Origin of the sequence: Microbacterium esteraromaticum, assembly GCF_014084045.1 — a bacterium.
Classification (GTDB): domain Bacteria; phylum Actinomycetota; class Actinomycetes; order Actinomycetales; family Microbacteriaceae; genus Microbacterium; species Microbacterium esteraromaticum_D.
This window is the reverse complement of the sequence record NZ_CP043732.1, coordinates 828,160-855,119: the sequence shown is the minus strand read 5'-3', so window position 1 is coordinate 855,119 and position 26,960 is coordinate 828,160. Positions and strand designations below refer to the sequence as shown.

Annotated in this window: 18 protein-coding genes, 3 pseudogenes and 1 riboswitch; of the genes and pseudogenes, 16 read left to right on the top strand and 5 right to left on the bottom strand. The window is 67.1% G+C overall.

Annotated elements, in window-relative coordinates:
• The first annotated feature begins 267 nt into the window (after positions 1 to 267).
• On the top strand, positions 268 to 720 hold the full coding sequence (locus FVO59_RS04110; protein ID WP_182254930.1) for a hypothetical protein: 453 nt from the start codon (positions 268 to 270) through the stop codon (positions 718 to 720).
• Between the two features lie 43 nt (positions 721 to 763).
• Here FVO59_RS04110 and FVO59_RS16245 read toward each other — a convergent pair whose 3' ends face one another.
• Positions 764 to 3,322: an ATP-binding cassette domain-containing protein gene (locus tag FVO59_RS16245; protein ID WP_220465696.1), complete on the bottom strand. Its 2,559-nt coding sequence runs from the start codon at positions 3,320 to 3,322 to the stop codon at positions 764 to 766.
• 133 nt (positions 3,323 to 3,455) lie between these two features.
• Between FVO59_RS16245 and FVO59_RS04100 the strand changes: the two genes are divergently transcribed.
• Complete coding sequence (locus tag FVO59_RS04100) at positions 3,456 to 4,514, top strand: enoyl-CoA hydratase/isomerase family protein (protein ID WP_182254928.1); 1,059 nt, start codon at positions 3,456 to 3,458, stop codon at positions 4,512 to 4,514.
• A 122-nt stretch (positions 4,515 to 4,636) separates the two neighbouring features.
• Here FVO59_RS04100 and FVO59_RS04095 read toward each other — a convergent pair whose 3' ends face one another.
• Positions 4,637 to 5,803 (bottom strand): glycosyltransferase family 4 protein, encoded by a 1,167-nt coding sequence (locus FVO59_RS04095; RefSeq protein ID WP_182254926.1) that lies wholly within the window; start codon positions 5,801 to 5,803, stop codon positions 4,637 to 4,639.
• Positions 5,804 to 5,951: 148 nt separating this feature from the next.
• Between FVO59_RS04095 and FVO59_RS04090 the strand changes: the two are divergent.
• Both FVO59_RS04090 and FVO59_RS04085 read left to right on the top strand, forming a co-directional pair.
• Positions 5,952 to 7,678, top strand: a pseudogene (locus FVO59_RS04090) (ABC transporter ATP-binding protein).
• A 146-nt stretch (positions 7,679 to 7,824) separates the two neighbouring features.
• Positions 7,825 to 9,923 (top strand): annotated as a pseudogene (locus tag FVO59_RS04085) (ABC transporter ATP-binding protein).
• Positions 9,924 to 10,107: 184 nt separating this feature from the next.
• Here FVO59_RS04085 and FVO59_RS04080 read toward each other — a convergent pair.
• Complete coding sequence (locus FVO59_RS04080) at positions 10,108 to 11,670, bottom strand: D-alanyl-D-alanine carboxypeptidase family protein (protein WP_182254924.1); 1,563 nt, start codon at positions 11,668 to 11,670, stop codon at positions 10,108 to 10,110.
• A 237-nt stretch (positions 11,671 to 11,907) separates the two neighbouring features.
• Positions 11,908 to 12,017: riboswitch (TPP riboswitch) on the top strand.
• Here FVO59_RS04080 and FVO59_RS04075 point away from each other — a divergent pair.
• The 3 genes from FVO59_RS04075 (at position 12,010) to FVO59_RS04065 (ending at position 14,889) form a co-directional block, all read left to right on the top strand.
• A complete protein-coding gene (locus tag FVO59_RS04075; RefSeq protein ID WP_182254922.1) occupies positions 12,010 to 12,648 on the top strand; it encodes an ECF transporter S component in 639 nt (212 codons plus the stop codon). It overlaps the preceding riboswitch by 8 nt.
• Position 12,649: 1 nt before the next feature.
• Positions 12,650 to 14,104: an ABC transporter ATP-binding protein gene (locus FVO59_RS04070; protein WP_182254920.1), complete on the top strand. Its 1,455-nt coding sequence runs from the start codon at positions 12,650 to 12,652 to the stop codon at positions 14,102 to 14,104.
• Positions 14,101 to 14,889: an energy-coupling factor transporter transmembrane component T family protein gene (locus tag FVO59_RS04065; protein ID WP_182254912.1), complete on the top strand. Its 789-nt coding sequence runs from the start codon at positions 14,101 to 14,103 to the stop codon at positions 14,887 to 14,889. Before FVO59_RS04070 ends, FVO59_RS04065 begins: the two co-directional genes overlap by 4 nt.
• A 65-nt stretch (positions 14,890 to 14,954) precedes the next feature.
• Here the strand turns inward: FVO59_RS04065 and FVO59_RS04060 are convergent, their stop codons facing one another.
• Positions 14,955 to 16,052 (bottom strand): hypothetical protein, encoded by a 1,098-nt coding sequence (locus FVO59_RS04060; protein WP_182254910.1) that lies wholly within the window; start codon positions 16,050 to 16,052, stop codon positions 14,955 to 14,957.
• Positions 16,053 to 16,099: 47 nt separating this feature from the next.
• Positions 16,100 to 16,306: pseudogene (locus tag FVO59_RS04055) on the bottom strand (aminoglycoside 3'-phosphotransferase); the annotation flags it as partial.
• Positions 16,307 to 16,858: 552 nt separating this feature from the next.
• On the opposite strand from FVO59_RS04055, the gene FVO59_RS04050 reads away from it, so the two are divergent.
• The 9 genes from FVO59_RS04050 to FVO59_RS04010 all read left to right on the top strand — a co-directional run bounded on the left by FVO59_RS04050 (position 16,859) and on the right by FVO59_RS04010 (position 26,844).
• A complete protein-coding gene (locus tag FVO59_RS04050) occupies positions 16,859 to 17,617 on the top strand; it encodes a GntR family transcriptional regulator (protein ID WP_182254906.1) in 759 nt (252 codons plus the stop codon).
• 263 nt (positions 17,618 to 17,880) lie between these two features.
• Positions 17,881 to 18,735 (top strand): hypothetical protein, encoded by an 855-nt coding sequence (locus FVO59_RS04045; RefSeq protein ID WP_182254904.1) that lies wholly within the window; start codon positions 17,881 to 17,883, stop codon positions 18,733 to 18,735.
• Entirely contained in the window at positions 18,732 to 19,688 is a 957-nt protein-coding gene (locus tag FVO59_RS04040) for an ABC transporter permease (protein WP_182254902.1), read from the top strand. The genes FVO59_RS04045 and FVO59_RS04040 overlap by 4 nt, the downstream gene beginning before the upstream one ends.
• Positions 19,685 to 20,569: an ABC transporter permease gene (locus tag FVO59_RS04035; protein ID WP_182254900.1), complete on the top strand. Its 885-nt coding sequence runs from the start codon at positions 19,685 to 19,687 to the stop codon at positions 20,567 to 20,569. The genes FVO59_RS04040 and FVO59_RS04035 overlap by 4 nt, the downstream gene beginning before the upstream one ends.
• 50 nt (positions 20,570 to 20,619) lie before the next feature.
• The gene (locus tag FVO59_RS04030; protein WP_182254898.1) at positions 20,620 to 22,161 is read left to right on the top strand and encodes an ABC transporter substrate-binding protein; all 1,542 of its coding nucleotides are present in this window, start codon (positions 20,620 to 20,622) and stop codon (positions 22,159 to 22,161) included.
• Positions 22,109 to 23,995, top strand: coding sequence for a dipeptide ABC transporter ATP-binding protein (locus tag FVO59_RS04025; RefSeq protein WP_182254896.1), 1,887 nt, complete (start codon positions 22,109 to 22,111; stop codon positions 23,993 to 23,995). Before FVO59_RS04030 ends, FVO59_RS04025 begins: the two co-directional genes overlap by 53 nt.
• Positions 23,996 to 23,999: 4 nt before the next feature.
• On the top strand, positions 24,000 to 25,160 hold the full coding sequence (locus FVO59_RS04020; RefSeq protein WP_182254894.1) for a mandelate racemase/muconate lactonizing enzyme family protein: 1,161 nt from the start codon (positions 24,000 to 24,002) through the stop codon (positions 25,158 to 25,160).
• A complete protein-coding gene (locus FVO59_RS04015) occupies positions 25,157 to 25,933 on the top strand; it encodes an SDR family NAD(P)-dependent oxidoreductase (protein ID WP_182254892.1) in 777 nt (258 codons plus the stop codon). The genes FVO59_RS04020 and FVO59_RS04015 overlap by 4 nt, the downstream gene beginning before the upstream one ends.
• Positions 25,930 to 26,844: a dihydrodipicolinate synthase family protein gene (locus tag FVO59_RS04010; protein ID WP_182254890.1), complete on the top strand. Its 915-nt coding sequence runs from the start codon at positions 25,930 to 25,932 to the stop codon at positions 26,842 to 26,844. Before FVO59_RS04015 ends, FVO59_RS04010 begins: the two co-directional genes overlap by 4 nt.
• The last annotated feature ends 116 nt before the right edge of the window (positions 26,845 to 26,960 follow it).

The following is a 26,960-nucleotide window of genomic DNA, read 5'->3' as shown; positions in this document are numbered from 1 at the left end:
TTTCGGACGGTCCGGTGCGGGGGCGGCGTGTTGCGGGTCGCCACGCCGGTGCGGGGTCGTTCGGTCTGTGGTTTCCGGTGGGCGGGGGCTGGCGTCGGGGGTTTCGGACGGTCTGGTGCGTGGGCGGCGTGTTGCGGGTCGCCACGCCGGCGTGCGGTCGTGTGGTCTGAGGTTTCCGGTCGGCTCGCCGGCTCCCCGTGCAGGATCGTTGTCGTCCTGTCAGCAAGTCGTGGGCGTGTCGCCGGTGCGCGCTGGCAGACTGGACGCATGGTGACCCTGCTGCTGGATCAGACGCGACTCGAGGTCGTGCTCTCGCCCATCGAGCGTGCGTCGACCTTTCATCGTGAGAACGTGCGGATCGAGCGTGAGCACATCACCAAGGTGCAGCTGACCCAGGATGCCTGGACCTGGCTGCGCGGAGTGCCAGGGCCGGGCACGCACATCCCGGGGATCCTCGCCGCCGGCACCTGGAAGGCCGCGGAGACCACCGACTTCGTGCTCATCCGCCGACGGAAGCCGAGCGTGGTGATCGACCTCGAGGGCGACCCGCAGTTCCAGAGACTCATCCTCACGACGCGTCATGGGATCGCCCTGACGCAGGCGCTGCGCCTCGAGGTCAGCGACCACCCTGAAGACGTCGTCGACATCGCGACCGGCACGGTACCGGTGCACAAGCCGCGTCAGCGCCCGGTCATCCGTCCTCGGCCGCGCACCGTCTGACGAGCGAGCACCGCCTGATCGGCGGGCCGCTGCGCCGCATCCGTCAGCCGTGGTGGTGCTGGTCGTGGTTCTCGTCGTGGTGGTGGCTCTCGCCACCGTGATGCTCGTCGCCCTCGTGCCGGTCGGACTCGTCGCTCTCACCCTCGGAGGCCACGCCCTCCTCGCCTGCCGCGGCGGCTTCCTCGCGTCGCTCGGCGCGTGAGCTGTACGGGTAGTCGGGAGCGGGGCCGTCGAAGAAGCGGCTGGCCGCAGCCGAGAGCGAGGTGCGCATCGCCGCGAGTCGCGGGTCGTCGACGCCGTCGTCCACGGCGTCTTCGTCTTCATCGTGCGTGAGCTCGGGCGTGACGATCGAGATCGCCTCGGTCGCCGGAGCAGCGCTGTCGGATCCCTCGGTGGTGACCGATGCGGGCAGGCCCGTGATCAGCTCGGTGAACGTGGGCTCGGCGGTCGCGGACGGAAGCGTGACAGCCTCGGTCGCGAGCGGAAGGATCAGGCGACGCGTCTCGTCGGACGGCTCGTCGGCCTCGTCCGAGTCGGCGCGGTCGGCATCGGATGCCGGATGCTCGTCTCCCGACTGGACAGACGATGCCGGGTGCTCGTCGTGCTGCTGGTTGTCGTGCTGCTGGTCGTGCTGCTCGGCCGATCCGTCGGACTCGAGGCCGAAGAGGTCGGCGACTGCCTCTTCTCCGTGCACGATGTCGACCGACTGGGTGTCGGCGTCATCGTTCTCGACGGCAGGGTCGTTCTGGCCGTTCTCGTCGAACTCGGTGCCGGCGGCACCCGCGGTCTCGACCGCGTGCGTCTCGTCGCTCCAGCCGTCGGCGAGGTCGTCGTCGCTGTGCTCGGCGGCCCGAGCCTCGTCCGAAGACGGGGTCTCGTCCGACGACGGGGTCTCGTCCGACGACAGAGCCTCGTCCGAAGACGGAGCCTCGTCCGAAGAAGGGGTCTCGTCCGACGACGGGGTCTCGTCCGAAGACGGAGCCTCGTCCGACGACAGAGCCTCGTCCGAAGACGGAGCCTCGTCCGACGAGGGAGCCTCGTCCGAAGAAGGGGTCTCGTCCGAAGAAAGCGGCTCGTCGTTCGCCTGCTCACCGGCGAACGCGTCGCCGGTCTCGGCGTCGTCAGCAACCGACTCCGCGTCGTCCGCGACGTCTGCGCCTTCGTCGGCACCGCTGTGCTCAGGGTGCTCATGGTGCTCAGGGGAGAGGTTGCCGTCGGCGTCCTGCGCGGTGTCGGCATCGCCCGCCACGCCGCCCGCGGCCGTCACGACGCCCTCGGCCATGGCGTCACTCGACTCCTCGGCCGCCGTCTCCGCCGCATCCGTGGGGTCGACCGCGCCGTCATCGGCTGCTCCGATGCCGGTGGCGTCACTCGACTCCTCAGCCGGGACGGATGCCTCCGCGCCGTCCACATCGTCTGATTCCGTGGAGGCGTCCGGTTCCTCCCCGTCGGGGGTCACGGTGTCCTCCGACGGATCGGTCGCCGTGGCATCCGAATCCGGAGCATCCGCATCGGGGTCATCGACGGCGGCGCCGTAGCCGATCCCCGCGGCGGCGACCACGCCACCGTCGGCGACCACAGCGGCGGCGCCCGCCAGGGGCACGCCACCCGCGACCAGTGCCGCATCGGCGGCACCCGCGTCCGGGCTCGCAGCCAGCGGCGCGTGCGCGACCGGGTTCGCCGAGGTGTCGAGGCGAGGGCTGTCGGTGCGTCGCCCGTAGACGAGGTCGAGGAAGACCTCCTCGAGGCTGGGGCCGCGCTGCTGCAGCATCGTCAGGGCGACCCCGGCCTGGGCTGCGATGGCGCCGACCGTCGCCGCGTCCGAGTCGCGCACGGTGACCCCGGAGCGCAGCACGTCGAAGTCGAGCTTCGCCGCCGAGAGGGCGGTGATCAGGAACGCCCGGTTCTCGGCATCCACCACGACGGCGCCTCCGGCCGATCCGCCGAGCTCGGCGATCGGACCCGCGTGCACCGCGCGCCCCTTCGAGAGGACCACGACGTTGTCGGCGACCTGCTCGATCTCGCTGAGGACATGCGACGAGACGAGCACCGTGCGTCCCTCGTCGGCCAGGCGCCGCATGAGCAGACGCATCCAGCGGATGCCCTCGGGGTCGAGACCGTTCGCCGGTTCGTCGAGGACCAGCACGCCGGGATCGCCGAGCAGCGCGCATGCGACGGCGAGACGCTGGCGCATGCCCAGCGAGTAGCTGCCGAGACGGGTGTCGGCGTCGTCCTGCAGGCCGACCAGGCGCAGCACCTGCTCGACGCGGGACGAGGGGATGCCGTTCGCCTTCGCCGCGATCAGCAGCTGGCGGCTCGCCGTGCGCCTGGGGCGGTACGCGGACTCCTCGAGCACCGCGCCGACGGTGCGCAGCGGGTGACGCAGGTCGGAGTAGTTCGCCCCACCGATCGTGGCGGTGCCGGAGGTGGGCCGGATCTGCCCGAGCAGGATGCGCAGCGAGGTCGTCTTGCCCGCGCCGTTCGGTCCGAGGAATCCGGTGACGGCGCCGGGTTCGACGCGGACGGAGAGGTCGGAAACGGCCGTCACCGCGCCGAAGCGCTTCGTGACCTGGCTGAACTCGAGCACCTGTCCTTCGGGCATGTCGACCTCTCCTCTTCGGGACAATTCCCCCCATCTTCTCGGAAATCCGCTGGAACCGTGGCTTCACCTGCCGAAAGAGCCCATCCTGGTGGTCAAATCAGGGCAGATCGCGAAGCGGAGTAGCCTGGCAGGCGTGACCGACACCGAAGCCGCCACCGTCCTCGTTCGCACAGAGAGCTCGCTCGGGCGCATCACGCTCAATCGGCCGCGGGCCATCAACGCCCTCGACCTCGGCATGATCGAGCAGATCACGGCGGCGCTCACGGCGTGGATCCGCGACACCGACGTCCAGACGGTGCTGATCGACGGCGCCGGCGATCGAGGCCTGTGCGCCGGCGGCGACGTGCGTGCCCTGTACGACTCGATCACGAGCGGTCACCCCGAGCACATCGCCGACTTCTTCCGCGCCGAGTACGCCATGAACGCGCTGATCGCCGAGTACCCGAAGCCCGTCGTCGTCTTCGCCGACGGCATCACCATGGGCGGCGGCATCGGCCTCGCCGGTCACGCCGCGGTGCGCATCGTGACCGAGCGGTCACGGCTCGCGATGCCGGAGACGCGCATCGGCTTCACCCCCGACGTCGGCGGCACCTGGCTGCTCGGCCGGGCGCCCGGCCGGCTGGGGGAGTACTTCGGTCTCACCGGGCAGAGCATGAGCGCGGCGGATGCCCTGTACCTGGGCTTCGCCGATCACTTCGTGCCCTCCGAGAACCTCGACGGGCTGCGCGACGCGCTCGCGACCCGTGCCGATCCCGGCACCCCGAACGAGCTGACCCTGCTCTTCGACGAGACGCCGGAGCCTTCGCAGCTGCCGGCCGCCCGGGCTTGGATCGACGAGGCCTTCTCGGCCGACACCGTTGGGGAGATCATGCAGCGGCTGCGGGATTCGGATGCCCCGGAGGCGGCATCCGCCCTCGCCACGCTCGAGGAGCTCGCACCGACAGGCCTCGCCGTCACGCTCGACGCCGTGCGCGAGGCGCGCGCGATGGGCGGTGTGCGCGAAGCGCTGGAGGGCGAGTACCGGCGGGTGATGTGGTTCGGTCACAACCACCCTGACCTGGTCGAGGGCATCCGGGCCCAGCTGGTCGACAAGGACCGCAACCCGAAGTGGCAGCCGGCCACGGTCGCCGAACTGCCGGAGGATGCCGGAGCCCCGGCACGGAGCTACGCGCCCGAGCCCGCACTGTTCTGAGTCGAGTCATCCGACGAAGGAGCGCAGCCGAGGTCGGAGAATCCCGGCGATATCGTCCTGTGCTCGCGTGATCGCCTACCTCGGATGAGCGGTCAGGCGATGAGCCCGCCCATGCTCGCGGCTCAGACCGAGGCGGCAAGCTCCAGCAGCCGCGCGACATGAGCGCCGGGCTGACGCTCGCTCGCGTAGGCGACGGCCGCGTCGCGCGGCGCCGCCAGCAGCTCACGGGATGCCTCGAGCCGAACGATCAGGTCGGCGAGCCCCTCGGCATCCGGCGTCTGAGTCCCGAGCGCCGCGTCGCCGAACTCGGTCGCGAGCACGGGGTCGCTCACGATCACCGGACGCCCGTGCGCGAAGGCCTCGAGCGCGACCATCGGCTGGTTGTCGAAGCCCAATGAGGTGATGAGGGCGGCATCCGCGGCATCGAGCAGCTCGCCGACCCGCTCACCCGGCACCGCGCCGTGGAAGGTCACCCCTGGCACCGGGCGGTGGTCGCCGCCGGCCACGTCGAGGTGCACGCGGTCTTCGCCGAGGCGGTCGACAACGAGCCGCATCGCGTTCAGGGCGACCTCCACTCGTTTCTCCGGCGCGAAGCGCGCGACCCAGAGCAGGCGAAGCGGGCCCTCGTCTGAGGCGGCGGATGCCAGACGCAGCGGCTGCGCGACGTTCGAGAACGCCTCGACCCGACTCGCGCCCGCGTCGCGGAGCGCTGCGGCCTGATGAGCCGAGGGAGAGAGGACGACGTCGGCGCGCTGCGCGATGCGCAGCGTCATGGTGCGCAGGGCGTTGTTCAGCGGGTGGCTGCCGGTGAAGCGGTCGCCGCTCGTGATGCCCGTCAGCGCGCTGTGCACCCGTGAGACGACCGGCGCGAACGGGGCGAGCACGGCGGGCGCGCGCCAGAAGAAGGTGTGCACCGTGTGCAGCGAGGGGATGCGCAGCTCCCGCGCCACCGCGATCGCGGCGGCTGCGAGGGCGAACTCGGAGTGCACGACCACCGCGCCGATGCCGTGCCGGCGGATCATCGCGGCGACCAGCGGCTCGAGGTCGCGGGCCCGGCCGAGCAGCGGCAGATCGAGCACCGGGATCGTGCCTCGTCGTGGAGGGGAGACGGTGGTGATGCCCTCCGCCGCGAGTGCCTCGGCATCCGGAGCCAGGACGACGACCCTCACGCCCTCGCCGGCGAGCGCCTCGGCCTGACGCAAGAAGGCGGTCTGCGCACCGCCGAGATACTTCAGCGAGTAGTCGCACACCATCAGCACGGCAGGGCGGGCGGCGTTCTCGATGGGCATGACAGCGAGTCTATTCGGGGGTCAATCGCACCCCGTTTCCGCTGACAGCGAAGGTCATCCTTCAGGGGGATACGAATGTCGGCGGTTCGTGGCACGCTGTCTGATGGCCGCGTTTCGGCCCTCCGAATTCTCACAAGGAAGTCCGCCTGTGCTCGGAAAACTTCTCATCCGCTATCTGAAGAGATACTGGCCGCTGCTCGTCACGATCGTCGTGCTGCAGTTCGCCAGCGTCATGGCATCCCTCAACCTGCCCGAAATCAACGCCGACATCATCAACAACGGCGTCGCCAAGGCCGACATCGGCTACATCTGGAGCCGCGGCGCGTTCATGCTGCTCGTGTCGCTCGGCCAGATCCTCGCCTCGATCTTCGCCACCTACTTCGCCGCCCGCATGGCGATGAGCGCAGGGCGCGATATCCGCGCCGACGTATTCTCGCGGGTGAGCGGCTTCTCCGAGCGCGAGGTATCGCACTTCGGCGCCGGGTCGCTGATCACGCGCAACACCAACGACGTGCAGCAGGTGCAGATGCTGGCGATGATGGGCGCGACGATGTTCGTGACCGCGCCGCTGCTCGCGATCGGCGGCATCATCAAGGCCGTGCAGACCGACGTCGGCCTGAGCTGGCTGATAGCCGTCTCGGTGCCGCTGCTGCTGATCATCGCCGTGCTGATCATCGGCCGCATGGTGCCGCTGTTCCGCCAGAACCAGACCAAGCTCGACGAGGTCAACCGCATCATGCGCGAGCAGCTCACGGGTGTGCGCGTCGTGCGCGCCTTCGTCCGCGAGCGCATCGAGGAGCGCCGGTTCCGCGAGGTAAACACCGACCTGATGGTGCTCGGTCGCAACATCGGCTCCCTGTTCGTGCTGATGTTCCCGCTGTTCATGCTCGTGCTCAACGTCACGGTCGTCGCGGTGGTGTGGTTCGGCGGTGTCGAGATCAACCAGGGCGACGCCGAGATCGGCACGATCTTCGCGTTCATGCAGTACATCGGTCAGATCATGATGGGCGTCATCATGTCGAGCTTCATGGCGATGATGATCCCACGCGCCGCGGTCTCGGCCGAGCGCGTCGGAGAGGTGCTCGACGCCGAGTCGTCGATGACGCGTCCCGAAGACGGGGTGACCGAGTTCCCCGAGCCGGGGCGGTCTCCTTCCAGAACGTCGAGTTCACCTACCCCGGTGCCGAGGTGCCGGTGCTGTCCGACATCACCTTCGAGGCCAGGCCCGGCGAGACCGTGGCGATCATCGGCTCCACCGGCTCGGGCAAGACCACGCTGGTCTCGCTGATCCCGCGGCTGTTCGACGCGACTGGCGGTGCCGTGAAGGTCGGCGGCGTCGACGTGCGCGATGCCGACCTCGACGCCCTGTGGAAGGACCTCGGTCTCGTTCCGCAGCGTCCCTTCCTGTTCTCGGGCACGGTGGCGTCCAACCTCCGCTACGGGCGGGCAGACGCGACCGACGACGAGCTGTGGGCTGCGCTCGAGATCGCGCAGGGGCGCGACTTCGTCGCCGAGATGCCGGACGGGCTCGACTCGCACATCGCCCAGGGCGGCACGAACGTGTCGGGCGGGCAGCGGCAGCGACTGGCGATCGCTCGCGCGATCGTGCACCGCCCGCGCATCCTCGTGTTCGACGACTCGTTCTCGGCTCTCGATCTGACGACGGATGCCCGATTGCGGCAAGCGCTCTGGAGAGAGCTGCCCGATGTCACCAAGATCGTCGTGGCGCAGCGCGTCTCGACGATCACGGACGCCGATCGCATCGTCGTCCTCGACGACGGTGCCGTGGTCGGCGTGGGCACGCACGACGAGCTGCTCGTCACCAGCCCGACCTACAAGGAGATCGTCGAGTCGCAGCTGGGGGTGGACGCATGACCGACAGCACCGACAAGAAGACGTCGCGTCGCGAGCGAGCGCTCGCCGCACGCGCACAGGCCACCGCGGTGGCCGAACCCGAGCTGACCGCCGCCGAGAAGGAGGAGGCCGAGCTCGCCGAGAAGGCGCGCCTCGAGGGCGGCGGCATGTTCGACGGCCCCGCGCCGGGCAAGGCCGACAACTTCGGGCCGAGCTTCAAGAGGATGATCGGACTGCTCAAGCCCTCGGCCTGGTGGTTCGCGCTCGTGTCGTTCTTCGGCGCAGTGGGCGTCGTGCTCGCCGTGGCCGCGCCGAAGGTGCTCGGCGAGGCGACCAACGTCGTCTACGAGGGCTTCATCTCGAGCGTGCTCGGGCAGGGCTTCGGCGGCGCTCCCGGGTTCCCACAGGGCACGAGCCGCGACCAGGTCGTCGAGGTGCTGCGCGGCGCCGGCCAGGACGAGTTCGCCAACATGGTCTCGGCCATGGACGACTTCGCCGTCGGCGACGGCGTCGACTTCGAGCGGCTTCGCTGGATCATCGTCGCCGTGCTCGCGATCTACGTCGTCTCGTCGATCCTCAGCTGGCTGCAGGGCTACGTGATCAACGTGATCATGGTGCGCACCATGTGGCGCCTGCGCGAAGACGTCGAGGCGAAGATCAACCGTCTGCCGCTGTCGTACTTCGACAAGGTGCAGCGCGGTGAGCTGATCTCGCGCGTCACGAACGACATCGACAACATCACGCAGACGATGCAGCAGTCGCTCTCGGGGCGCTCACCAGCGTGCTCACCGTCGTGGGCGTGCTGATCATGATGTTCTCGATCTCGTGGCAGCTCGCACTGGTGGCGCTGATCTCGCTGCCTCTGATGGGAGTGATCTTCGGCATCATCGGCCCGCGCTCGCAGAAGGCCTTCGGCCAGCAGTGGCGCAAGGTCGGCCGGCTCAACGCCCGCGTCGAGGAGGCCTTCTCCGGCCACGCTCTGGTGAAGGTTTTCGGTCGGGAGAAGGACGCTCTCGAGAGCTTCCAGGTCGAGAACGAGGAGCTGTACCAGGCGGCGTTCAAGGCGCAGTTCCTTTCGGGCATCATCATGCCCGCGATGATGTTCGTCGGAAACCTGCAGTACGTCGGCATCGCCGTTCTCGGCGGCCTGCTGGTCGCAGGCGGCAACCTGCGTCTCGGCGACGTGCAGGCGTTCATCCAGTACTCGCAGCAGTTCAGCCAGCCGCTGAGCGAGCTGGGCGGCATGGCCGCCGTCGTGCAGTCGGGCACCGCCTCGGCCGAGCGGGTCTTCGACCTGCTCGATGCGGAGGAGCAGGATCCGGATGCCGAGGATGCACCCGCCGCGCCGGAGGGCAAGGGCGTCATCGAGTTCGAGCACGTCGCGTTCTCGTACAGCGAGGACCGCCCGCTGATCAAGGACCTCTCGTTCCGGGTGGAGCCGGGGCAGACGGTCGCGATCGTCGGGCCGACCGGTGCAGGCAAGACGACGCTCGTGAACCTCATCATGCGGTTCTACGAGCTCAACTCCGGTCGCATCCTGCTCGACGGGCAGGACATCTCGGAGATGCGCCGCGACGACCTCCGTCGCCGCACCGGCATGGTGCTGCAGGACCCGTGGCTGTTCGGCGGCACCATCCGCGAGAACATCCGCTACGGCAACGACGCGGCCACCGATGAGCAGATCATCACCGCCGCCGAGGCCACCTATGTCGACCGGTTCGTGCACTCCCTTCCCGAGGGCTACGAGACCGTGCTCGATGAGGACGCCTCGAACGTGTCGGCGGGCGAGCGGCAGCTGATCACGATCGCTCGCGCGTTCGTGTCGCGGCCGTCGATCCTCATCCTCGATGAGGCGACAAGCGCCGTCGACACGCGAACCGAGCTGCTGCTGCAGCAGGCGATGGCCGCGCTTCGCGAAGGACGCACGTCGTTCGTGATCGCGCACCGCCTCTCGACGATCCGCGACGCCGACCTCATCCTCGTGATGGAGCACGGCGACATCGTCGAGCAGGGCGATCACGACGAGCTGATCGCCGCACAGGGCGCGTACTGGCGGCTGTACCAGTCGCAGTTCGAGCAGGCCGCGACCGACATCGACGCAGAGGAAGCCCTCACCGGCTCGGTGCCGGTGATCGTCACCGGAGACGCCGACGACGAGGCGGAGGCCGTCGCCGAGCAGAAGGTGGCGACGGCGCCCGACGCTCACCAGCTCGGCGAAGCCGTGAAGGATGCCGAGTCCACGGCATCCGAACCGCGACGCGACTGACACCGCAACAGCAGAGCGCCCGCCCCGTCACCGGGGCGGGCGCTCTGCTGTTCCGCCCGCCCGGATCGCCCAGCCGACGAGACTTGCGTTCCCGCACGAGACGGGGCTCGCAGGGGTGCGTCTCGTGCGGGAACGTAAGTCTCGCGAGGCGGCCGACGGGATGGCCGGGATGGCCGGGTGGTGCTCAGTCGTTGTCGAATCCGAACAGCTCGAGCGGGTGAGTCAGACGCCACCAGGCGGTCGGCTGAGTGATCTCATCAGCGAGCGACACCGAGGTCTCAGCGGTGTCGAGCGGGCCTTTCGCCGTGAGCGTGCCGACCTCGGCGCCCGCCTTCGTGGAGTCGCCGAGCGAGAAGGAGATCGAGGTGGTCGCCTCGGCGCCGTTCCAGAGCAGCAGTCGCGCGTCTTCGTCGGTCACGAGGTCGACGCGGTCGCCCCACTCCGTGCTCACATGTCCGACCACCGTGCCGGCCGTGATCGCGGTCGGCTGATCGGTGAGCGCCTTCTCGACGCCGGCGAGAAGCTCGCGGGTCGCGGCGAGGCGCTCCGCGTTGCTGTCCTGCCCGAGCACCGAGGCGAACAGGCGCACGGTCGTGTCGCCGACGGTGACGTCCTTCGCCGTGAGCAGGTTCCAGCTCTTCAGGGTTCCCGTCTTCACGCCGACCACGCCGGGATCGTCGAGCATCTTGTTCGTGTTGGTCACCACGCCGACGCCGGGGATCTCGGCCGTGCGCGTGGCGACGATCTCGGCGAACACGGGGTTCGCCATCGCCAGCTCGGCGATCTGGATCAGAGCCGCAGGCGATGCGACGTTCTCATCGCTGAATCCCGACGGCGACACGAGGGTCACATCCTCGATGCCGCGATCGCTGAGCCACTTCGCCGACGCCTCGGCGAAGCCGGCCTGCGAACCCCACAGCTCGTCTGCGAGGCGGTCGATGTAGTTGTTCGCCGAGCCGAGCATGATGCCCTGCAGCATCTGGTACTCGGTGAGGCTGCCGCCGACGGGCACGTCCAGCGATGACTGGTTCGAGCGGCGGTAGGTCCAGTAGTCTCGCTGGTCGGCGGCGGTGAACTCGAAGCTGGGCCCCTGCTCGCCGACGTTCAACGGCAGCTCGTCGAGCACCATCATGACGCTCACGACCTTCGAGATGCTGGCGATCTCGGCCGGCGTCGTGCCTGACGCCACCGGCGCCATGCCCTGGATGCCGATCGCCGCACTGCCCTTCGCCGGCCAGGCGACGGCGGCGGCCGGGGCCGGAGCGACCGTGACGGGGGATGCCTGAGCCGTCGGTGCGACCGCGTTCAGCGGCCACAGCAGAGTGGTCGAGACGTAGGCGCCGCACAGCGCCGTGACGATCCCGAGCGGGATGAGCACGCGAGGGCGACGCCATCCGGGGGTGAGCCTGGCGCCGTCGAAGAGCGGACGCGGCTGCGCCGCCGAGGGATGCTCGTCGAGCAGGCTGGACGGCTCGAGCCAGGTCAGCGCCGTGGGCGGGCGCGATGCGTCTGCCCACTCCGCCGGAGCATCCGCGAGGGGAGCAGTGTCGGCAGGCGCTCCGTCGGCAGGTATTCCGTCGGCAGGAGTTCCGTCGGCAGACACGCCGTCGGCGGGCATCCCGTCGGCAGGCGTTCCGACCGACGGAGCGCCGAGTGAGGTCGTGTCGCCGGCAGAGGCATCCGGAGGCGTCTCGGCAGCACGCTCGACGGCGTCTGCGGGCGCACCATGCTGTGCAGGTTCCCTCACGTCCACAGCGTCAGTATCCCCGGTCACAGCCCGTTCCGGCCCGAGGCTGTCGCCGAAAGCCGGCAGTGGCGCGGCGGCGCCGGGCGAGCGATCGGCGCGCGTCCGAGTGCGCTCGCGCATGGCACGGCGCGTGGCTGGGCGCGTGGACTCGGGGGAGGTGTCACCTGACCACGCTACAGCCCGCTGTTTCGCGGGACGAAACGCGGCCACGCGGGCCCGCGGCTGGCGATATGATCGATCAATCACCACGGGAGTCCGCGCAGGCGGGCTGAGAGGAAGCGAAAAGCGCTTCGACCGTCGAACCTGATCCGGATCATGCCGGCGCAGGGAGGAGTTCAGATGAGTACGTCCACGCACCGCTCGACCGCCGAGAAGGCGACCATCGGCCGACCCGCGATCTGGCGCTGGCGCGTCGTCGACATCGTCGTCGCCAGCGTCCTCGGAGTCGCCTGCGGCTTCCTGTTCCTCGCCTGGAACGTCGGCTACCTCGGACCCAAGGCACTGCTCGAGCCGCTGCTGCCCGGAGTGCAGGGCCTGCTCGACGGCCCCTGGCTCATCGCCGGGGTGCTCGGGGGGCTGATCATCCGCAAGGTCGGCGCGGCGATCTACGTCGAGACTCTCGCGGCCGTCGTGTCGGCGCTCGCCGGAGCGCAGTGGGGCGGGTTCCTCACCATCGAGGCCGGCCTCGTGCAGGGTCTCGGCGCCGAGCTGATCTTCCTGCTGGTCGCCTACCGGGTGTGGTCGCTGCCCGTCGCGATGCTCGCAGGTGCCGGCGCCGCGCTCGCCGGCGGCATCAACAACCTGATCCTGTGGTTCGCGGGATCGGATGCCGCGTTCACCGTCGTCTACCTGATCTGCACCGTCATCTCCGGTGCCGTGCTCGCGGGCCTTCTCGGCTGGGCGCTTGCGCGCGGCCTCGCAGCGACGGGGGCGCTGGATCGCTTCGGGTCCGGGCGCGAGGTGCGGGCCCGAGTCTGAGATGACCTCGGATGTCCGGCCAGCTGCGGTCGAGGCGCAGGGATGGGGCTGGCGGCACGCCAGCCGCATCGCCTGGGCTGTACGCGATGTCACGCTGCGCATCGAGCCCGGTGAGCGGGTGCTGCTGCTCGGCGCCTCCGGTGCCGGCAAGTCGACCCTGCTGCATGGCCTCGCCGGGGTGCTGGGCGGAGATGAAGAGGGGGATGCCGAGGGGCGCCTGCTCATCGACGGCGCTCCGGCCTCGGCATCCAGGGGCGGCGCCGGTCTCGTGCTGCAGGACCCCGACTCGCAGGTGATCCTCGCGCGCGTGGGCGACGACGTCGCCTTCGGCTGCGAGAACCTCGGCATCCCGCGCGAGGAGATCTGGCGACGCGTCGACGAGGCGCTCGACGCGGTCGGACTCGACGTCCCCCTCGATCGACCGACCAAGGCGCTCTCGGGCGGGCAGAAGCAGCGCCTCGCGCTCGCGGGAGCGCTCGCCATGCGACCGGGCCTGCTGCTGCTCGACGAGCCGACCGCGAACCTCGATCCGGCGGGTGTCGTCGAGGTCCGCGACGCGGTGGAGCGGATGCTGCAGACGCAGCGCACCACGCTGATCGTCGTCGAGCATCGGCTGGGCGTATGGCTGCCGCTGATCGACCGCGTGATCGTGCTCGGAGACGGCGGCATCATCGCCGACGGGCGCCCCGAGCAGGTGCTGGCCGCCCAGGGCGAGCGCCTGGCGGACGCCGGCGTGTGGGTTCCTGGGCGCCCGCCACGGCACCCCGCGCCGCCGGTCGCCTCGCCCGGCGAGGCTCTGCTCACGGGTCGCGATCTCGCCGTCGCACGCGTGCGCGGCACGGCGGTGGCATCAGGAATCGACGTCGACGTGCGCGCCGGGTCGGTGCTCGCCATCACCGGGCCGAATGGCGCAGGGAAGTCGACACTGGGGCTCACGCTCGCGGGGCTCCTGCCGCCCGTCGCCGGCGCGGTCACGGCATCCGACGCGCTCGCCGCAGGGGCGGCGGCCCAGCCCATCCGCTGGACGTCGCGTGAGCTGCTCACACGCGTCGGAACGGTCTTCCAGGAGCCGGAGCATCAGCTGCTCGCGAGCACCGTGCAGGACGAGCTTGCGATCGGGGCCCGGTCGCTTGGCCTGTCGGAGGCGGAGATCGCGGAGCGCAGCGACGAGCTGCTGCAGCGGCTGCGGCTCGATCGTCTCGCGAAGGCCAATCCCTACACGCTGTCGGGCGGCGAGAAGCGCCGGCTGACCGTGGCCGCCGCGCTGATCACCCGGCCTCGCGTGCTCATGCTCGACGAGCCGACGTTCGGGCAGGACGCCCGCACCTGGCAGGAGCTGGTGGCGATCCTCGCCGCACTCCGCGACGACGGGGCAGCCCTCATCGCCGTCACGCACGATCTCGACGTCATCGCGGCGCTGCACGCCGAACGGTTCGAGCTGCGAGGTGCGGCATGACCCTGCTCGAGACCCGTGCTCGCACCGGAGCGATGGCGCGCGTCAACCCGGTCGCGAAGCTCGTGGCCAGCGCGCTCATCGCGATCCCGCTGATCCTCACCCTCGACATGGTGTCGGCCGCGGTCGCCCTCGCGCTGGAAGGGGTGCTGTTCCTTTTCGCGGGCATCGGGTGGCGGGAGTTCTGGGCGCGCACCTGGCCCGTCTGGCTCGCCGCCCCGCTGACCGGCGTGACGATCGCGCTTTACGGCGAGACCGGCGGGCGCATCCACTTCGAGTGGCTGCTCGTGCATGTCAGCGACGGGTCGCTCGCGCTCGCGGGCGCAACCGTGCTGCGTGTGCTGGCGATCGCGCTGCCCTCGGTCGTGCTGTTCGTCACGGTCGACCCCACCGACCTGGCCGACGGGCTGGGGCAGACCATGCGGCTGCCGGCGCGGTTCGTGCTCGGCGCGCTCGCCGGCCTTCGGATGGTGGGTCTCTTCCTCGACGACTGGCGGGCGCTCGAGCTCGCGCGCCGCGCACGCGGCGTAGCCGACCGGGGCCGCATCCGCAGGTTCCTCGGCATGGCCTTCGCGCTGCTCGTGCTGTCGATCCGCAGAGGGGCGAAGCTCTCGACCGCTATGGAGGCGCGCGGATTCGGCGCTCCGGTGCGTCGCACCTGGGCACGCCAGGCTCGTTTCGGCTGGCAGGAGTGGATGCTCGTGCTGGCAGGTGCAGCCATCTCGGCGGTCGCGATCGTCGCGGCGGTCGCGACCGGGGCCTGGAACTTCATCCTCGGGCCGGCCTGAGCTGACGGGCGCGGCCCGCGCGCACGAGCGTAGACCTGAGCGCACGGGCGCAGACCTGGATCGGCTCAGCCGCCCAGCCAGCCACCGACCAGCTCAGCCGCATCGCGGATCACCGAGATCAGCCACACGATCAGGCCGACGCCTCCGAGGAACACCGCGAACCACGGGAATCGCGTACGCAGACGCCGCCCCTCGTGAGCGACGCCGAGCGGGCGGAGACCGGGAGAGAGTCGTGCGCCGGGGTCCAGGCGGTCATCGCGCCACTGCGCCCACTGCCTGGCCATGTCGCGGAAGGCGTCGACGGTCGCGAGCAGCCGACGCCACGCGTCGCCGTCTGTGGTGATGATCCCGTCGGGCGCGTACAGCCGCACCGTCGAGCCCATCAGCTCGACATCCAGCGGTCGGGCGTGATCGAGCAGCGACTGCATGATGTCGGGCGGCAGCAGGTACAGGGCATCCGTCTCATAACCGGTCGGGCAGTACAGCCGGAACGAGCGATCGAAGTCGCCCTCGAGCCTCAGCCGCTGCGAACGCACCGGATCGAACTCCAGGTTGCTCCGCCCGAAGGCACGGTCATTCGCGCGGCTGTCGAGAACGATGTGCGGCAGCTCGGCCGGGACATGGAAGGTGACGACCTCGGTCGAGACGACTCGGCGGCTTCGGCCGCTGCCGGTCACCGACGTATAGCGACCGAACTCCACACTCCGGTCGCCGGTGCGCAGCGCATCGAACAGGCTCTCATCGCCGCCTGCCTCGAACGCCGCGCCCACGGCTCCGCCCGAGGGAGCCCAGGCGCGATACGTCCAGCCGTTCGCCTCGGCGAAGCGCCGCAGGCGCACGCGGCGCCGATCCTGCGCCAGCCAGCGCGCCGCTATCCACACCGGCACGGCGATCATGCTCACCGAGATCGTGAGGCCCAGCACGGCGAAGGCGATGTCGGCCGCATCCGGATCGTTCGAGAGCATCCGCACGGACAGCGGCGCGAACAGCACCAGCGTCAGGCCGAGCACCGCGACGAAGACCAGCAGCACGGCCGCCTGCGGGCGCCGAGCGCCCGGCGGCATGGCCGCGGCGGCTTCGCGTCCGGCGGCGCGTGCGTCGGCGAGGCTGACGGATGCCGTCAGTGCGGCGGTGTCGAGTTCTGCGGTGTCGGACGGGGGCACGTGGTCAGCGTAGTGGTGAGCTTCGCTGCGAGCCGAGGACGGTCCGATCAGGTCGCGTTCCACAGGTCGCGGTAGAACGCGAGCCGCTCGCGGTCGGGTTCGAGGCCGTATGCCTCGACGAGGGCGTCCTCCCAGCCCGGGCCGTAGTCCCACGCGGTGCTCATCGACGCGACAGCGAGGTCGGCCCAGCGATCGCCTGTACCGAGAAGACCGAGGTCGACGTGGGCGAGCCAGTCGCCGCGGTCGTCGAGCAGGTAGATCACGAGGTCGGCAGATGCCAAGTTCGTGAGGCCCACGAGGTTCGGTGCTCTCCGCTCTGCCGCGCCAGTCATGGAATGCCAAGGGTGCCCGGAGCCACAGACGGCGCGAGCGGACCGACAAGTTCGAGAAAACGAGCCATGACGTCTATTGTGATTGTCGGTCCTGGCTGCTCGGTCGACTGATCGTGCGCTCGGGCGCCGCGTTACGGCAGAGTGGGGAACGCGCCGCAAGAGCAGCTGCTCGCCTGTGCCGCGCGCGACTGCCGGGGGCAGAGCCGAGCGCCGCCGCGTAGCAGGCGGTCTGCATATCAACCTCCTACCGGAGACGCCAGTGCAGGGGCGGGGCGCCGTCTCATCAACGCTCTTCTCGCGGCTCTGCGCGGTCGCGGCGTCCCAGGCCTGCATTTTTGCGTCACAGCTTCGCCCCCGCCAACGCTTCGGCCGCGTCCTTTCTGCGCGCATCTGGGGCTGGTCGCACTTGCAGCTGCGCCGGGAACGCAGAGCTATGGATTGCTCGTGGGCTAGACCACGGAGAAGCAGGTCCAGATGCCAACTCCTGAAATGGCTATTGCATTTCGTATCTTGGTATACGAAGATACTCGTATGACTCAGGCAGTGACGCCGACTCGGACGGTGCAGTTACCCGAAGTTGGAGAGGCGATCTCGCGAGGTGATCGCGTCGTCGAGGTTCTGCGCAATGCGATCCTCGAAGGACAGTTCAGCCCAGGGCAACCGCTCATTGAGCGAGAGCTAGCGAGCGTGCTCGGCATCTCGAAGACGCCCGTTCGCGAAGCTCTCAAGCAGCTTGTTGCTTCGGGTCTCGTCACCAAAGGCGTTGGGCAAGGAATGATCGTGCGTGTCATCGATCGTCGAGTCGTGATCGACAGCGCCGTCGCCCGCGCCGGCGTGGAGCCCTATGCGTTGCGCCTTGCAGTGGAAGCGCGCGGCGCCGCACCCTGGCCAGAGGCGCGGGATCAGCTTGAGGCATCCAGGCAGCACCTCTTGGCCGGCAGAGTTGCCGAGCACGGACTCGCAAACCGTCAGTTTCATCGCGTGCTCTATTCGGCGTCGGGCAATGCCTTTCTCATTGACTTTCTGAGCAATCTGAGCGATCTGGGAACCCTCATTGCAACGACGGGATGGCGCTTGGGAGGCGCAGACGAGCAAGAGGTCCTGGAGCATGCGCGCATCATCGACGCTGCGGAACGCGGTGAAGCCGCTCACGCGAGTGAACTGCTGCGCCACCACATCGAGACGGCAGCGGGTGCGCACATTGCCGCCCTCGACGAGCGGGGCATGCAGTGACGGAGGTTCACCTCTGGGCGCACCCGAGATCAGTCATCCGTGGCAACGGCCTCGCGGCGATCGCGGAGATCGCGCCGGACGCGGTGCGGCTGGCGACCGTCTATCACAGCGCGAGGTGGCTGTCCTACTCATCGGAACCGGGAGCAACAGAACGGCTTCCCGCCGGCGCATGGTCTCGCCGGGTCAGCGGCACTCTGGGGCTCCCCGCATGCGGAGGCGATGCCGACCAGGCAACGGAGTCACTGCGGTCCCGCGGAATCGATGTGATCGCGTGGATCGTCGGACTGCACAGCTCGTCGGTTGCCCAGCGGTTTCCCGAGCTTGCGATCATCAATGCGTTCGATCATCGCTTCACTCACGCCCTCTGCCCGGCGCAGCATGCGGTCGTCGAACACGCGATGGCGCTCGTCCGACAAGCAGTCTCCGCGGATGTCGATGGTCTCGATCTCGAGGCATTCGGCTATCTCGGATGGCCTCACACCGGCGAGCACCTCAAATCCGGGGAGGCGCTTCGTCCCATTGATGAGTGGTTGCTCGGACTGTGCTTCTGCGAATCATGCCGTGCCGGATATATGGCTGAGGGTCTCGACGCGGATGGCGTCCGGCAGCTGGTCCGGATTGCCATCGGGGAGCAACTGCGGCGGCCAAGACCGGCGTCCGCGAGTACCGCTGACGATGCCGTCGACGCGCTTGGCGAGGACATCGTCACGCACGTGCTCGCTGCGCGGGCGGCGGTGACGGCGGCGCTCGTGCATGAAGTCGTTGCCGCCGCTGAGGGGGTGCCCGTGGCACTCCGCGTGACGACTGATTGTTACGCCGGAGCGGGCAAGTCGTCGGGCGATCTAGTTTCACTCGCCGGCCTCGCCAGCAGCCTCACCGTCTCGGACTTGCAGCGGCAAGGAGCTTCCCTCCCCACGGAAGTTGCGGACCTGATCGCGCGGGGTATCACCCCCGAACGTGTTGATATCGGTTGGTCAGTGGGCGATGGTGGGCAGTCGTGGACCGAGGGCATCGGTATATCGCCTCGGTCCGTGTCGCTCTACGCATATGATCAAGTGCCGAATGTGCTACTTGCGAGAGCAGCCGAACAGTGGCGCTCGATGGAGAAGGCCGCATGATCGCGTACGTCGGCCGTCGGTTGCTCCAACTCGTTCCTGTCCTGGCCATCGTCATGGTGACGCTGTTCCTCCTCCTGCGGTTGCTTCCCGGCGATCCCACCGCAGAGTTGCTCGGCGAGGATGCGACGGAAGAGCAGATTGCCGAGATGCGGAGGAGACTCGGGCTCGACAAGCCCATCTTCGGCCAGATGCTGGACTGGATCGGTGGGCTGCTCCAGGGAGACCTTGGTCAGTCGTGGCTTACTCGCGAGCCCGTGGCCGCGACGGTCATGAGCCGGCTTCCGGTCACGCTTGAGCTTGTGCTCATCGCATTGTTGTTCTCGCTCATTCTGGGGATCCCCGGGGGTGTGATCGCCGCGGTCCGCAAAGGCAAAGCGACGGATGCTGCTATCACGAGCGTCTCGATGTTCTTTCTTGCCATCCCTCACTTCTATCTCGCGATACTCCTCATCCTCATCTTCGCTGTCGGACTCAAGCTTCTTCCCGCTTCTGGCTACGTCCCATTTGGCAGTTCGCCTCTACAGAACATTCGGTACATGATCCTCCCCGCAACCGCGGTCGCGGTGACAGTGGTCGCCGTCGTTGCCCGGCAGACCAGAGGGTCGCTATTGGAAACACTCGAGCTCGATTTCACGAGGACAGCCACGGCTTTCGGTATTAGTCAGCGTGGCGTGGTCTTGCGCTATGCACTGCGGAACGCGCTTGTTCCTGTGGCAACGGTGATTGGGTTGCAGGTGGGGGCATTGATGAGTGCCACCGTTGTCACCGAGTCGATATTCACGCTCCCTGGGATGGGCACGCTCATCGTGGACGCGATCTTCAGCAGGGATCTGCCCATCGTCCAAGGAGCCGTGCTCGTCGTCGTGCTTCTCGTACTGCTCGTGAACCTGCTCACCGACTTGTTGTATGCCGCGCTAGATCCCCGCATTAGCTATCGGAAGGTGTCGCGATGACGGCTATTGATCCGCGCACGGCGAACGGATTGCGGAGCGTGCGCTTTCGGAACACCTTGCTCGGTCGCGTTCTCAAGGATCCCCGCGGAGCGTTCGGGATCGCGATCGTCTTCCTCGTCATCCTGGCCACTGCCGTGAGCCCCCTGTTTGACGAAGCCGCTCGTACTCCAGATACCACGGCCATCTTGGCCTCTCCGAGTTGGTCTCATCTGCTGGGTACCGATGAGATCGGCCGCGATATCCTCGCGCGGATCATCACGGGATCTCGAGTCGTGCTGCAGGTGATTGCCGTGTCTGTGGGATCGGCGCTCGTGCTGGGAACGGCGATCGGCTTGATCTCCGGCTATCGCGGCGGGGCCGTCGACGCAGTGATCATGAGAATCGTCGACGCGATGCTGGCCTTCCCACTTCTCGTGCTCGCGTTGACCATCGTGGCGGCGTTGGGTAGCGGGTTGCATAACGCGCTCATCGCGATCACCGCGGTCGTGACGCCTCGGATTGCGCGAGTCGTGCGCGGAGAGGTGCTCTCGCTTCGCACGCGCGAATGGGTGGATGCATCGCGGATCATCGGTTTGCCGACTTTCCGGGTTCTCCTTCGCCACGTGCTTCCCCACCTGATGGGCACCCTTCTGGTGTTTGTCGCGCTGCAAGCGTCGACGGCGATTTTGGCGGAGGCCTCGCTGAGTTTTCTTGGTCTTGGCATTCAACCTCCGGAAGCGAGCTGGGGCGCCATGGTGTCAGCCGGTGCCAGCAACCTCTACAGAAGCTGGGCTCTCGGTGTGTTTCCTGGGCTCGCGATCCTGCTCGTCGTCACGGCGCTGAACCTGCTCTCGGACGCGCTGGGACAGGCGCTCCGTGACACCGAGCCCACCGATCCGTAATTCCCGTCTCGAACCAACCCTGAAAGGGCAACTCAATGATGAGATCAACAATGAGGCGCACTTCGCTCCTCATCGCCGCAGTGGTCACGACGCTTGTCGTCGGAACAGGGTGTGGCGCAGATGCCACGCCGAACACGCCGGATGAGGCCGCGGGCGGGGGGACCCTCGTCGTGGGGTACGACAACGAGCCCGTCACTCTCGATCCGCATCTGAGTGTGCTGAATAGAACTCTGCTCAACCTGTTCTTCGACTCCCTGGTGAGGCAGGAGCGCGATGGAGAGATCGTCGGTGCGCTCGCTGAGTCCTGGAAGGACAACGGTGATTCCATCGAGTTCGTGCTGCGTGATGGCGTGAAATTCTCCGATGGTACGCCGGTCAACGCGGATGCGGTGGCGTTCAGCCTCGATCGCGTGCTGGATCCGGAGACGGCGAGCCCCAAGAGCTCGTTCTTGTCGTCGATTGATGACGTCGTGGTGGTCGACGACTCCACGGTGAGGCTAGATCTCAACCGAGCAGACCCACTTCTGCTGACTTACCTCGCGCACGAGCACGGAGCGATCGTTTCCCCTACCGCGGTGGAGAAGTACGGTGACGACTTCGGGCGGCACCCCGTCGGGAGCGGACCGTGGATCTTCGACAGTTGGACGTCTGGTGTCGAACTGAAGATCGAGAAGAACCCCGAATACTGGGGTGGACAGAGCGGCGAGCTCCCGCTCCTCGATGGCGTGCGGTTCCGCTTCATCACGGACCCGAACGTGCTCAAGGCCGAGTTGCAGACCGGCGGCGTGGACATTGTACGTCTTCTGCCGCCGACCGTTGTCGCAGAGCTGCAGAGCGACCCGCAGCTGGCGTTCGATGACATAGGACTACGACGCTCGTACTACGCAAGCTTCAATGTGACGGGTGGGCCCTTTGCTGACGCCGATCTGCGCGCCGCCGCGGCCCACGCAATCAACAAGGAATCAATCGCTTCGGCGGCCGCGGGTGACCTCTACGAACTCGCTCCGAGCTTCGCCACGGCGAACGATTGGTTTTACAGCGATGACCTCGGCCAGCCATCGTTTGATCCCACTCAGGCCGAAGCGTCACTCGCAGAAAGCTCATCGTCGGAGCGCGACGTCGAGATCGTGGTCCGGCGACGCGATCCGGACCCGCTCATCGCTGAACTTCTGCAGTCCCAGCTGAATGCTGTCGGATTCACCGCGAGGATCGAGGCCCTTGAGGCCGCCGCGTACCTCGAGCGCCTCAAGGCGCACGACTTCGACATCGCCATCGGAGTGATCGATGTGCCTCGTCTGGACCCGACTCTCACGTTCAACCCGTATTTCTCCTCGACAGGGGCGAATAACTGGTCGGGTCTCGCGGATGAGGAACTCGACAAGCTCCTCACCACCGCGGGCCAGACAACCACGCAAGAAGAGCGTGCAGCGGCCTATGTCGAGGTTCAACGGCACATCGTCGAGCAGAACTACTGGTCCTTCTTGTATCAGCCGGTGAACCTTCTCGTCCATGCCGCCGATGTCGAGGATATCGACCTCGATGTCGATGGAGAGTGGCGACTGGAGAGGACACATTTCGCTGATGTTGAGTGACGTAGGCGCCCCGGTCGTCGGGCTCGAAACTGCCCTCGAGGTCAGGTCGCTGTCGGTGACGTTCAAAGCCCTCGGCAACTCGCCGGTCCGAGCAGTCAGTGATGTCTCACTGACTGCTCGGAGGGGGGCGATCTTGGCGCTCGTTGGCGAGTCCGGTTCGGGCAAGACAGCAACCGCGATGAGCATTCTGCGCTTGCACGCGGACGACACGGTTGTCGAAGGGGCGATCAGCTTTGGCGACCAAGACTTGTTGAAGCTGAATCCTGCGCAGCTACGACAGGTGCGGGGTGCCCAGGTTGCGATGGTGTTCCAGGACCCTTCTGCCGCGCTTAACCCCCTCATGACAATCGGCGCCCAGCTGGAAGACGTACTCAAAGCGCACGGCGGCCTCTCGAGCGCCGCGCGCCGCGAGCGCGTGTCTGAGTCGTTGAGACTGGCCGGCCTGCCGACGCCGGAAAGGATCATCCGGAGGTATCCTCATCAGCTGTCGGGCGGTATGAGACAACGTGCGGCGATCGCCCTGGCGCTCGTCTGCGGGCCGAGCCTGTTGATCGCAGACGAGCCGACAACCGCTTTGGACGTCGCGGTGCAGGCGGAGATCATGGACACTCTTGTCCGGCTCCGAGACGAACTGGGAATGGCAATTCTCCTTATCACCCACGATCTCGGCGTCGTCGCAGACTACGCCGACGACATAGCGGTGATGTACGCGGGTCGCGTCGTGGAAAGTGGTCCCGCGGCGGAGGTCCTTGGAGCACCCCAGATGCCCTACACGCGAGCGCTGCTTGATTCGACGCCCAACATCGATGCGCCGGCGAAGCAGCAGCTGAGAGCGATCGCGGGCCACCCGCCAGACCCGAGAACCCTGGGCCAGCTGTGTGCATTTGTGGAACGATGCGAGTTTGCGTTCGAGCGATGCCACCGGGAGCGTCCGGCGTTGACCATTCGCACGGTTGCGCGTGCGGCGGCTTGTCACCTTTCCCCGCTCCCCGTCGCGCCGCCGGCGGCGGCCGCGCCACGCCCAGTCCGTTCCGTGGACGGGGATGCCGCCCACGGTGTGATCGCGGAGTTCGAGAACGTCAGTCTGCGCTATGGCGGTGGGTGGTCCCGACGTGATGAAGGGGTCCTTGCGGTAGACGGAGTCAGTTTCACCGTCCGACAGGGTGAGACGCTTGCGCTCGTGGGCGAGTCGGGATCAGGGAAGACGAGTATCACCCGCACTCTTCTCCGGCTCGAACGTCCGACGAGCGGAGCTGTGCGCTATGACGGCATTGATGTCGCAGAGGCGAAGGGCGGCGACCTCAAACGGCTTCAGCGAGAGGTTCAGGTTGTCTTTCAAAGCCCTTACGCGAGCCTCGACCCGCGAATGACTGTCCGGCAGATACTGCAGGAGCCGTTGCGGGTCCATGGCCTTGATGACAATCAGGAAATTCTTTGTGAACACCTCGCGGCCGTTGGGCTTGACAAGCGTGCGCTTCCTCTCTATCCTCGGTCATTCTCCGGCGGACAGCGTCAACGAATCGCGATCGCTCGAGCGCTCACGGTCGGGCCGAAATTGCTTGTCTGCGATGAGGCCGTGAGCTCACTGGACGTCTCGATCCAGGCACAAGTTCTCAATCTGCTCGGTGAACTCCAGATTGCGAGCGGTCTGACTTACCTCTTCATCACGCATGATCTTGCGGTGGTGCGATCTATCGCAGATCGGATTGTCGTCATGCGAGACGGAAAGCTCGTAGAAGAGGGCGATGCCGAATCGATCTATGCCTCTCCGAAAGAGGCGTACACGCGATCTCTCATCGAGCTGGCACCGGGCCGCGCGAAGGCGAAGGAATGAATCAATGACGCGCATCACTGACATCAAGTTGACGCCCATAAACACGCCGCGAACCTCGGGCGTCATCTGCGGTCATGTCATCGTTGAGCTGTTCACCGACGACCCGAACCTCATCGGGGTCGGGGAGATGTCGGACTTCCAGCATCTCCCGCGATATCACATCGACGTCGCCGGCCTCGAGTCCGTATTGCGCGAGCTCTTAGTGGGAAGCAACATCCTCGAGATCAACAGGATCGCCGCGCTGCTGGAAGAGAGCTTTCCGCAGGCAGGGTACATCTACGACAAAAGCCGTTCCATCAAATGCGGGGTCGACATCGCGCTCTGGGACGTCGCCTCTAAGTCGCTCGGGGTTCGTTTGGTGGATCTCTTGGGCGGACAGGTCCAGGACGGAGTTCCTATCGCCTACCCCATCTTTCGGCAACAGCATCCCGACGACATCGATTACAGCCTCGGGGTCGTAGAACAACAGTTGCAGGCGGGACAGTCTTGTTTCCGTGTGTACGTCGGCCGGAATCTCGATCTCGACGAAAGGTTTCTTCGAGAGGCGAGGGAGCGCTTCGGTGATCGAATTACCCTGAAGTCCCTGGACTTCTCGAACTTGCTTGCTCCTAAGGACGCTGCTCGGTTCGCCACGCGGGTTCGCGACGTCGGGTTCGACCTCGTGGAGTCGCCGGCACGCTCGGCCGACATCCGCGGTCTGCTCGAAGCGCGCAGCCTTATCGAAGAGCCGGTGAGCGAACACGTGTACAGCAATGACTGGGCATTGGAGCTCATCAAACATCGCGCCGTCGATGCCTTCAACGTCAGCGTGATCGCGATCGGAGGGATTACGCCGGTTAGGCGCGTCTTTGCGATCGCAGAGGCAGCAGGTGTCCCGTGCATTCTGGGAACTACTCAGGAACTCTCGATCGGCACTGCGGCGGCCGTTCACGTGGCGGCCGCGACGGATGCCGTCTCCCTCCCCAGCGACCCGGTCGGACCTTTGTTGTATGAGACCGATGTGGTCGCAGAGCCGGTCTCGTACGAATCTGGGGTGCTCAAGCTCCCGGACGGATGGGGACTCGGCATCGACATCGACCAGGAACGGCTCGCTCAGGCGACGGGTTCGCTGAGTTGGACGCACACATCGGCGCGTGGCGCCGCGGATCGGATTCGGCTGTCATGATGCCGCGACGCGTTGCCTGGGTTACCGGCGGCAGCCGCAATATCGGTCTCGCGATTACCGAACGACTGGTATCGGATGGGTATGCCGTTGCGGTCAATGGGCTCGATGTGGATGAGGTTCTCCACGTTTGTCGAAGGCTGACAGCCAGCGGCGCTGACGTGATCGGCGTGCCCGGCGACATCAGCGTTGAGAGCGGCGTACGAGAGATGATTGCGCAGATTCATCGGAAGTGGGGGCGACTTGATGTCCTCGTGAATAATGCTGCAGCGCCACTGCTTGCGCGTGGCGCACTATCTGATATCGATGTCGCGACTATGGATCGGAGCTTCCGTGTCAACGTAGGCGGAGTGATGCTATGCAGTCGCGAAGCCGCGCCGCTACTCACCGGAGGTGCGATCGTGAATCTCTCCTCCGTCGGCGCTACTCGCGCGCACGCACAGTCGTTGATCTATGACGCGGGTAAAGCGGCTGTAGAGAGTATGACCAGGGGGCTCGCAATCGATCTCGCTCCTCAACGAATTCGCGTGAACGGTGTCGCGCCGGGAGCGATCGAGAATGATCGCTTCCGGGCGCTGTCCAAAGACGAGCGGCGTGAGCGAATCAGTGGAGTTCTTCTCGGCAGGGTGGGCACGGGTGAAGATATCGCCGCTGGCGTGAGCTTTCTTGCCAGCGCTGATGCATCGTACATCACCGGCCAGGTGCTCACCATCGATGGCGGACTGACCGCACAAGCGAGGCCGGCGGCGATGACGAACACAAGGAGCAACACATGAATGAAGTGGCATTTCTTGACGCCCTCAGAGGAGTCGTGGCCGTTCTGGTCACGCCGTATGACAAATCGGGAGCGGTCGACGAGGCAAAGAGCACACAGCTTGCCGAGCGTGCAGACGCTGGTGGCGTGCATGTGGTCACAGCGCTGGGAAACACCTCGGAGTTGTACCAGCTCACCGCCGCCGAACGGCGGGTGGTCCTCCGGAGTGTCGCCACGGGCACGTCGAGGGCCCGGTTGCTTGCAGGGTTCGCGGGCGCAGCGATCGAGATCCACGACGAAAGCCAGTATGCAGCCGACCTCGGCTATCACGCGGTGATGATCCACGAGCCCATGGATCCGTTCGGAGATGGCGATGGTCTGCTGCGGTTTTACCGCGAGGTTGCGGAACGTTCTGCGCTTCCGATCGTGCTCTACCTCAGAAGCACACGTCTCTCCCTTGAACAGATTCGCGAGCTGGTCACGCATCCGAAGATCTTGGGGGGTAAGTTTGCCCGCGCCGATTTCGGCACGCTGGAACAACTCGTTCACGACGGTGACTCGGTGTGGGTGAACGGAGCGGCGGAATCTAAAATCGCGATTACTGCGGCGATGGGGATCACCGGTTTCACGTCTGGCATCGCGGCAGCTCGACCCGACGCGGCTCTGGCCATGCACGCAGCGGTCTGTCGAGGCGACCTCAACCGGCTCACACAGCTGATGCGGCTCATCGCGCCCGTCGAACGCATGCGCGCAGCAAACCATGCGCGGAGCAACGTGGACGTCGTCAAAGAAATGCTCAGAATCGATGGAATCGAGTTCGGGTCGGTGCGTCCGCCTCACGTGCAGCTGTCAGCGCAGGAGCGACTGCACCTGCGTGACCTCCTTGACCGCTGGCCAGCTCGGTTCGACGACTCCGCAGGCACGAACGGATAGCTCGTGTGGTCGACAACTGCGGAGGCCGAGATCTCCGACTCGGGGTGGCGGAGTGTGCGACGCGTGCCGTCGGCTGCGGTCTCCGCGGCTGACTCTGCTCGCTTCGAAGACGTAGC

Excerpts from the sequence above, each read along its gene's own strand:
- FVO59_RS04110 (WP_182254930.1), top strand. The coding sequence starts at position 268 with ATGGTGACCCTGCTGCTGGATCAGACGCGACTCGAGGTCGTGCTCTCG.
- FVO59_RS16245 (WP_220465696.1), bottom strand. The coding sequence starts at position 3,322 with ATGCCCGAAGGACAGGTGCTCGAGTTCAGCCAGGTCACGAAGCGCTTC.
- FVO59_RS04095 (WP_182254926.1), bottom strand. The coding sequence starts at position 5,803 with ATGCCCATCGAGAACGCCGCCCGCCCTGCCGTGCTGATGGTGTGCGAC.
- FVO59_RS04075 (WP_182254922.1), top strand. The coding sequence starts at position 12,010 with ATGAGTACGTCCACGCACCGCTCGACCGCCGAGAAGGCGACCATCGGC.
- FVO59_RS04070 (WP_182254920.1), top strand. The coding sequence starts at position 12,650 with ATGACCTCGGATGTCCGGCCAGCTGCGGTCGAGGCGCAGGGATGGGGC.
- FVO59_RS04065 (WP_182254912.1), top strand. The coding sequence starts at position 14,101 with ATGACCCTGCTCGAGACCCGTGCTCGCACCGGAGCGATGGCGCGCGTC.
- FVO59_RS04050 (WP_182254906.1), top strand. The coding sequence starts at position 16,859 with ATGCCAACTCCTGAAATGGCTATTGCATTTCGTATCTTGGTATACGAA.
- FVO59_RS04040 (WP_182254902.1), top strand. The coding sequence starts at position 18,732 with ATGATCGCGTACGTCGGCCGTCGGTTGCTCCAACTCGTTCCTGTCCTG.
- FVO59_RS04035 (WP_182254900.1), top strand. The coding sequence starts at position 19,685 with ATGACGGCTATTGATCCGCGCACGGCGAACGGATTGCGGAGCGTGCGC.
- FVO59_RS04030 (WP_182254898.1), top strand. The coding sequence starts at position 20,620 with ATGAGGCGCACTTCGCTCCTCATCGCCGCAGTGGTCACGACGCTTGTC.
- FVO59_RS04025 (WP_182254896.1), top strand. The coding sequence starts at position 22,109 with ATGTCGATGGAGAGTGGCGACTGGAGAGGACACATTTCGCTGATGTTG.
- FVO59_RS04020 (WP_182254894.1), top strand. The coding sequence starts at position 24,000 with ATGACGCGCATCACTGACATCAAGTTGACGCCCATAAACACGCCGCGA.
- FVO59_RS04015 (WP_182254892.1), top strand. The coding sequence starts at position 25,157 with ATGATGCCGCGACGCGTTGCCTGGGTTACCGGCGGCAGCCGCAATATC.
- FVO59_RS04010 (WP_182254890.1), top strand. The coding sequence starts at position 25,930 with ATGAATGAAGTGGCATTTCTTGACGCCCTCAGAGGAGTCGTGGCCGTT.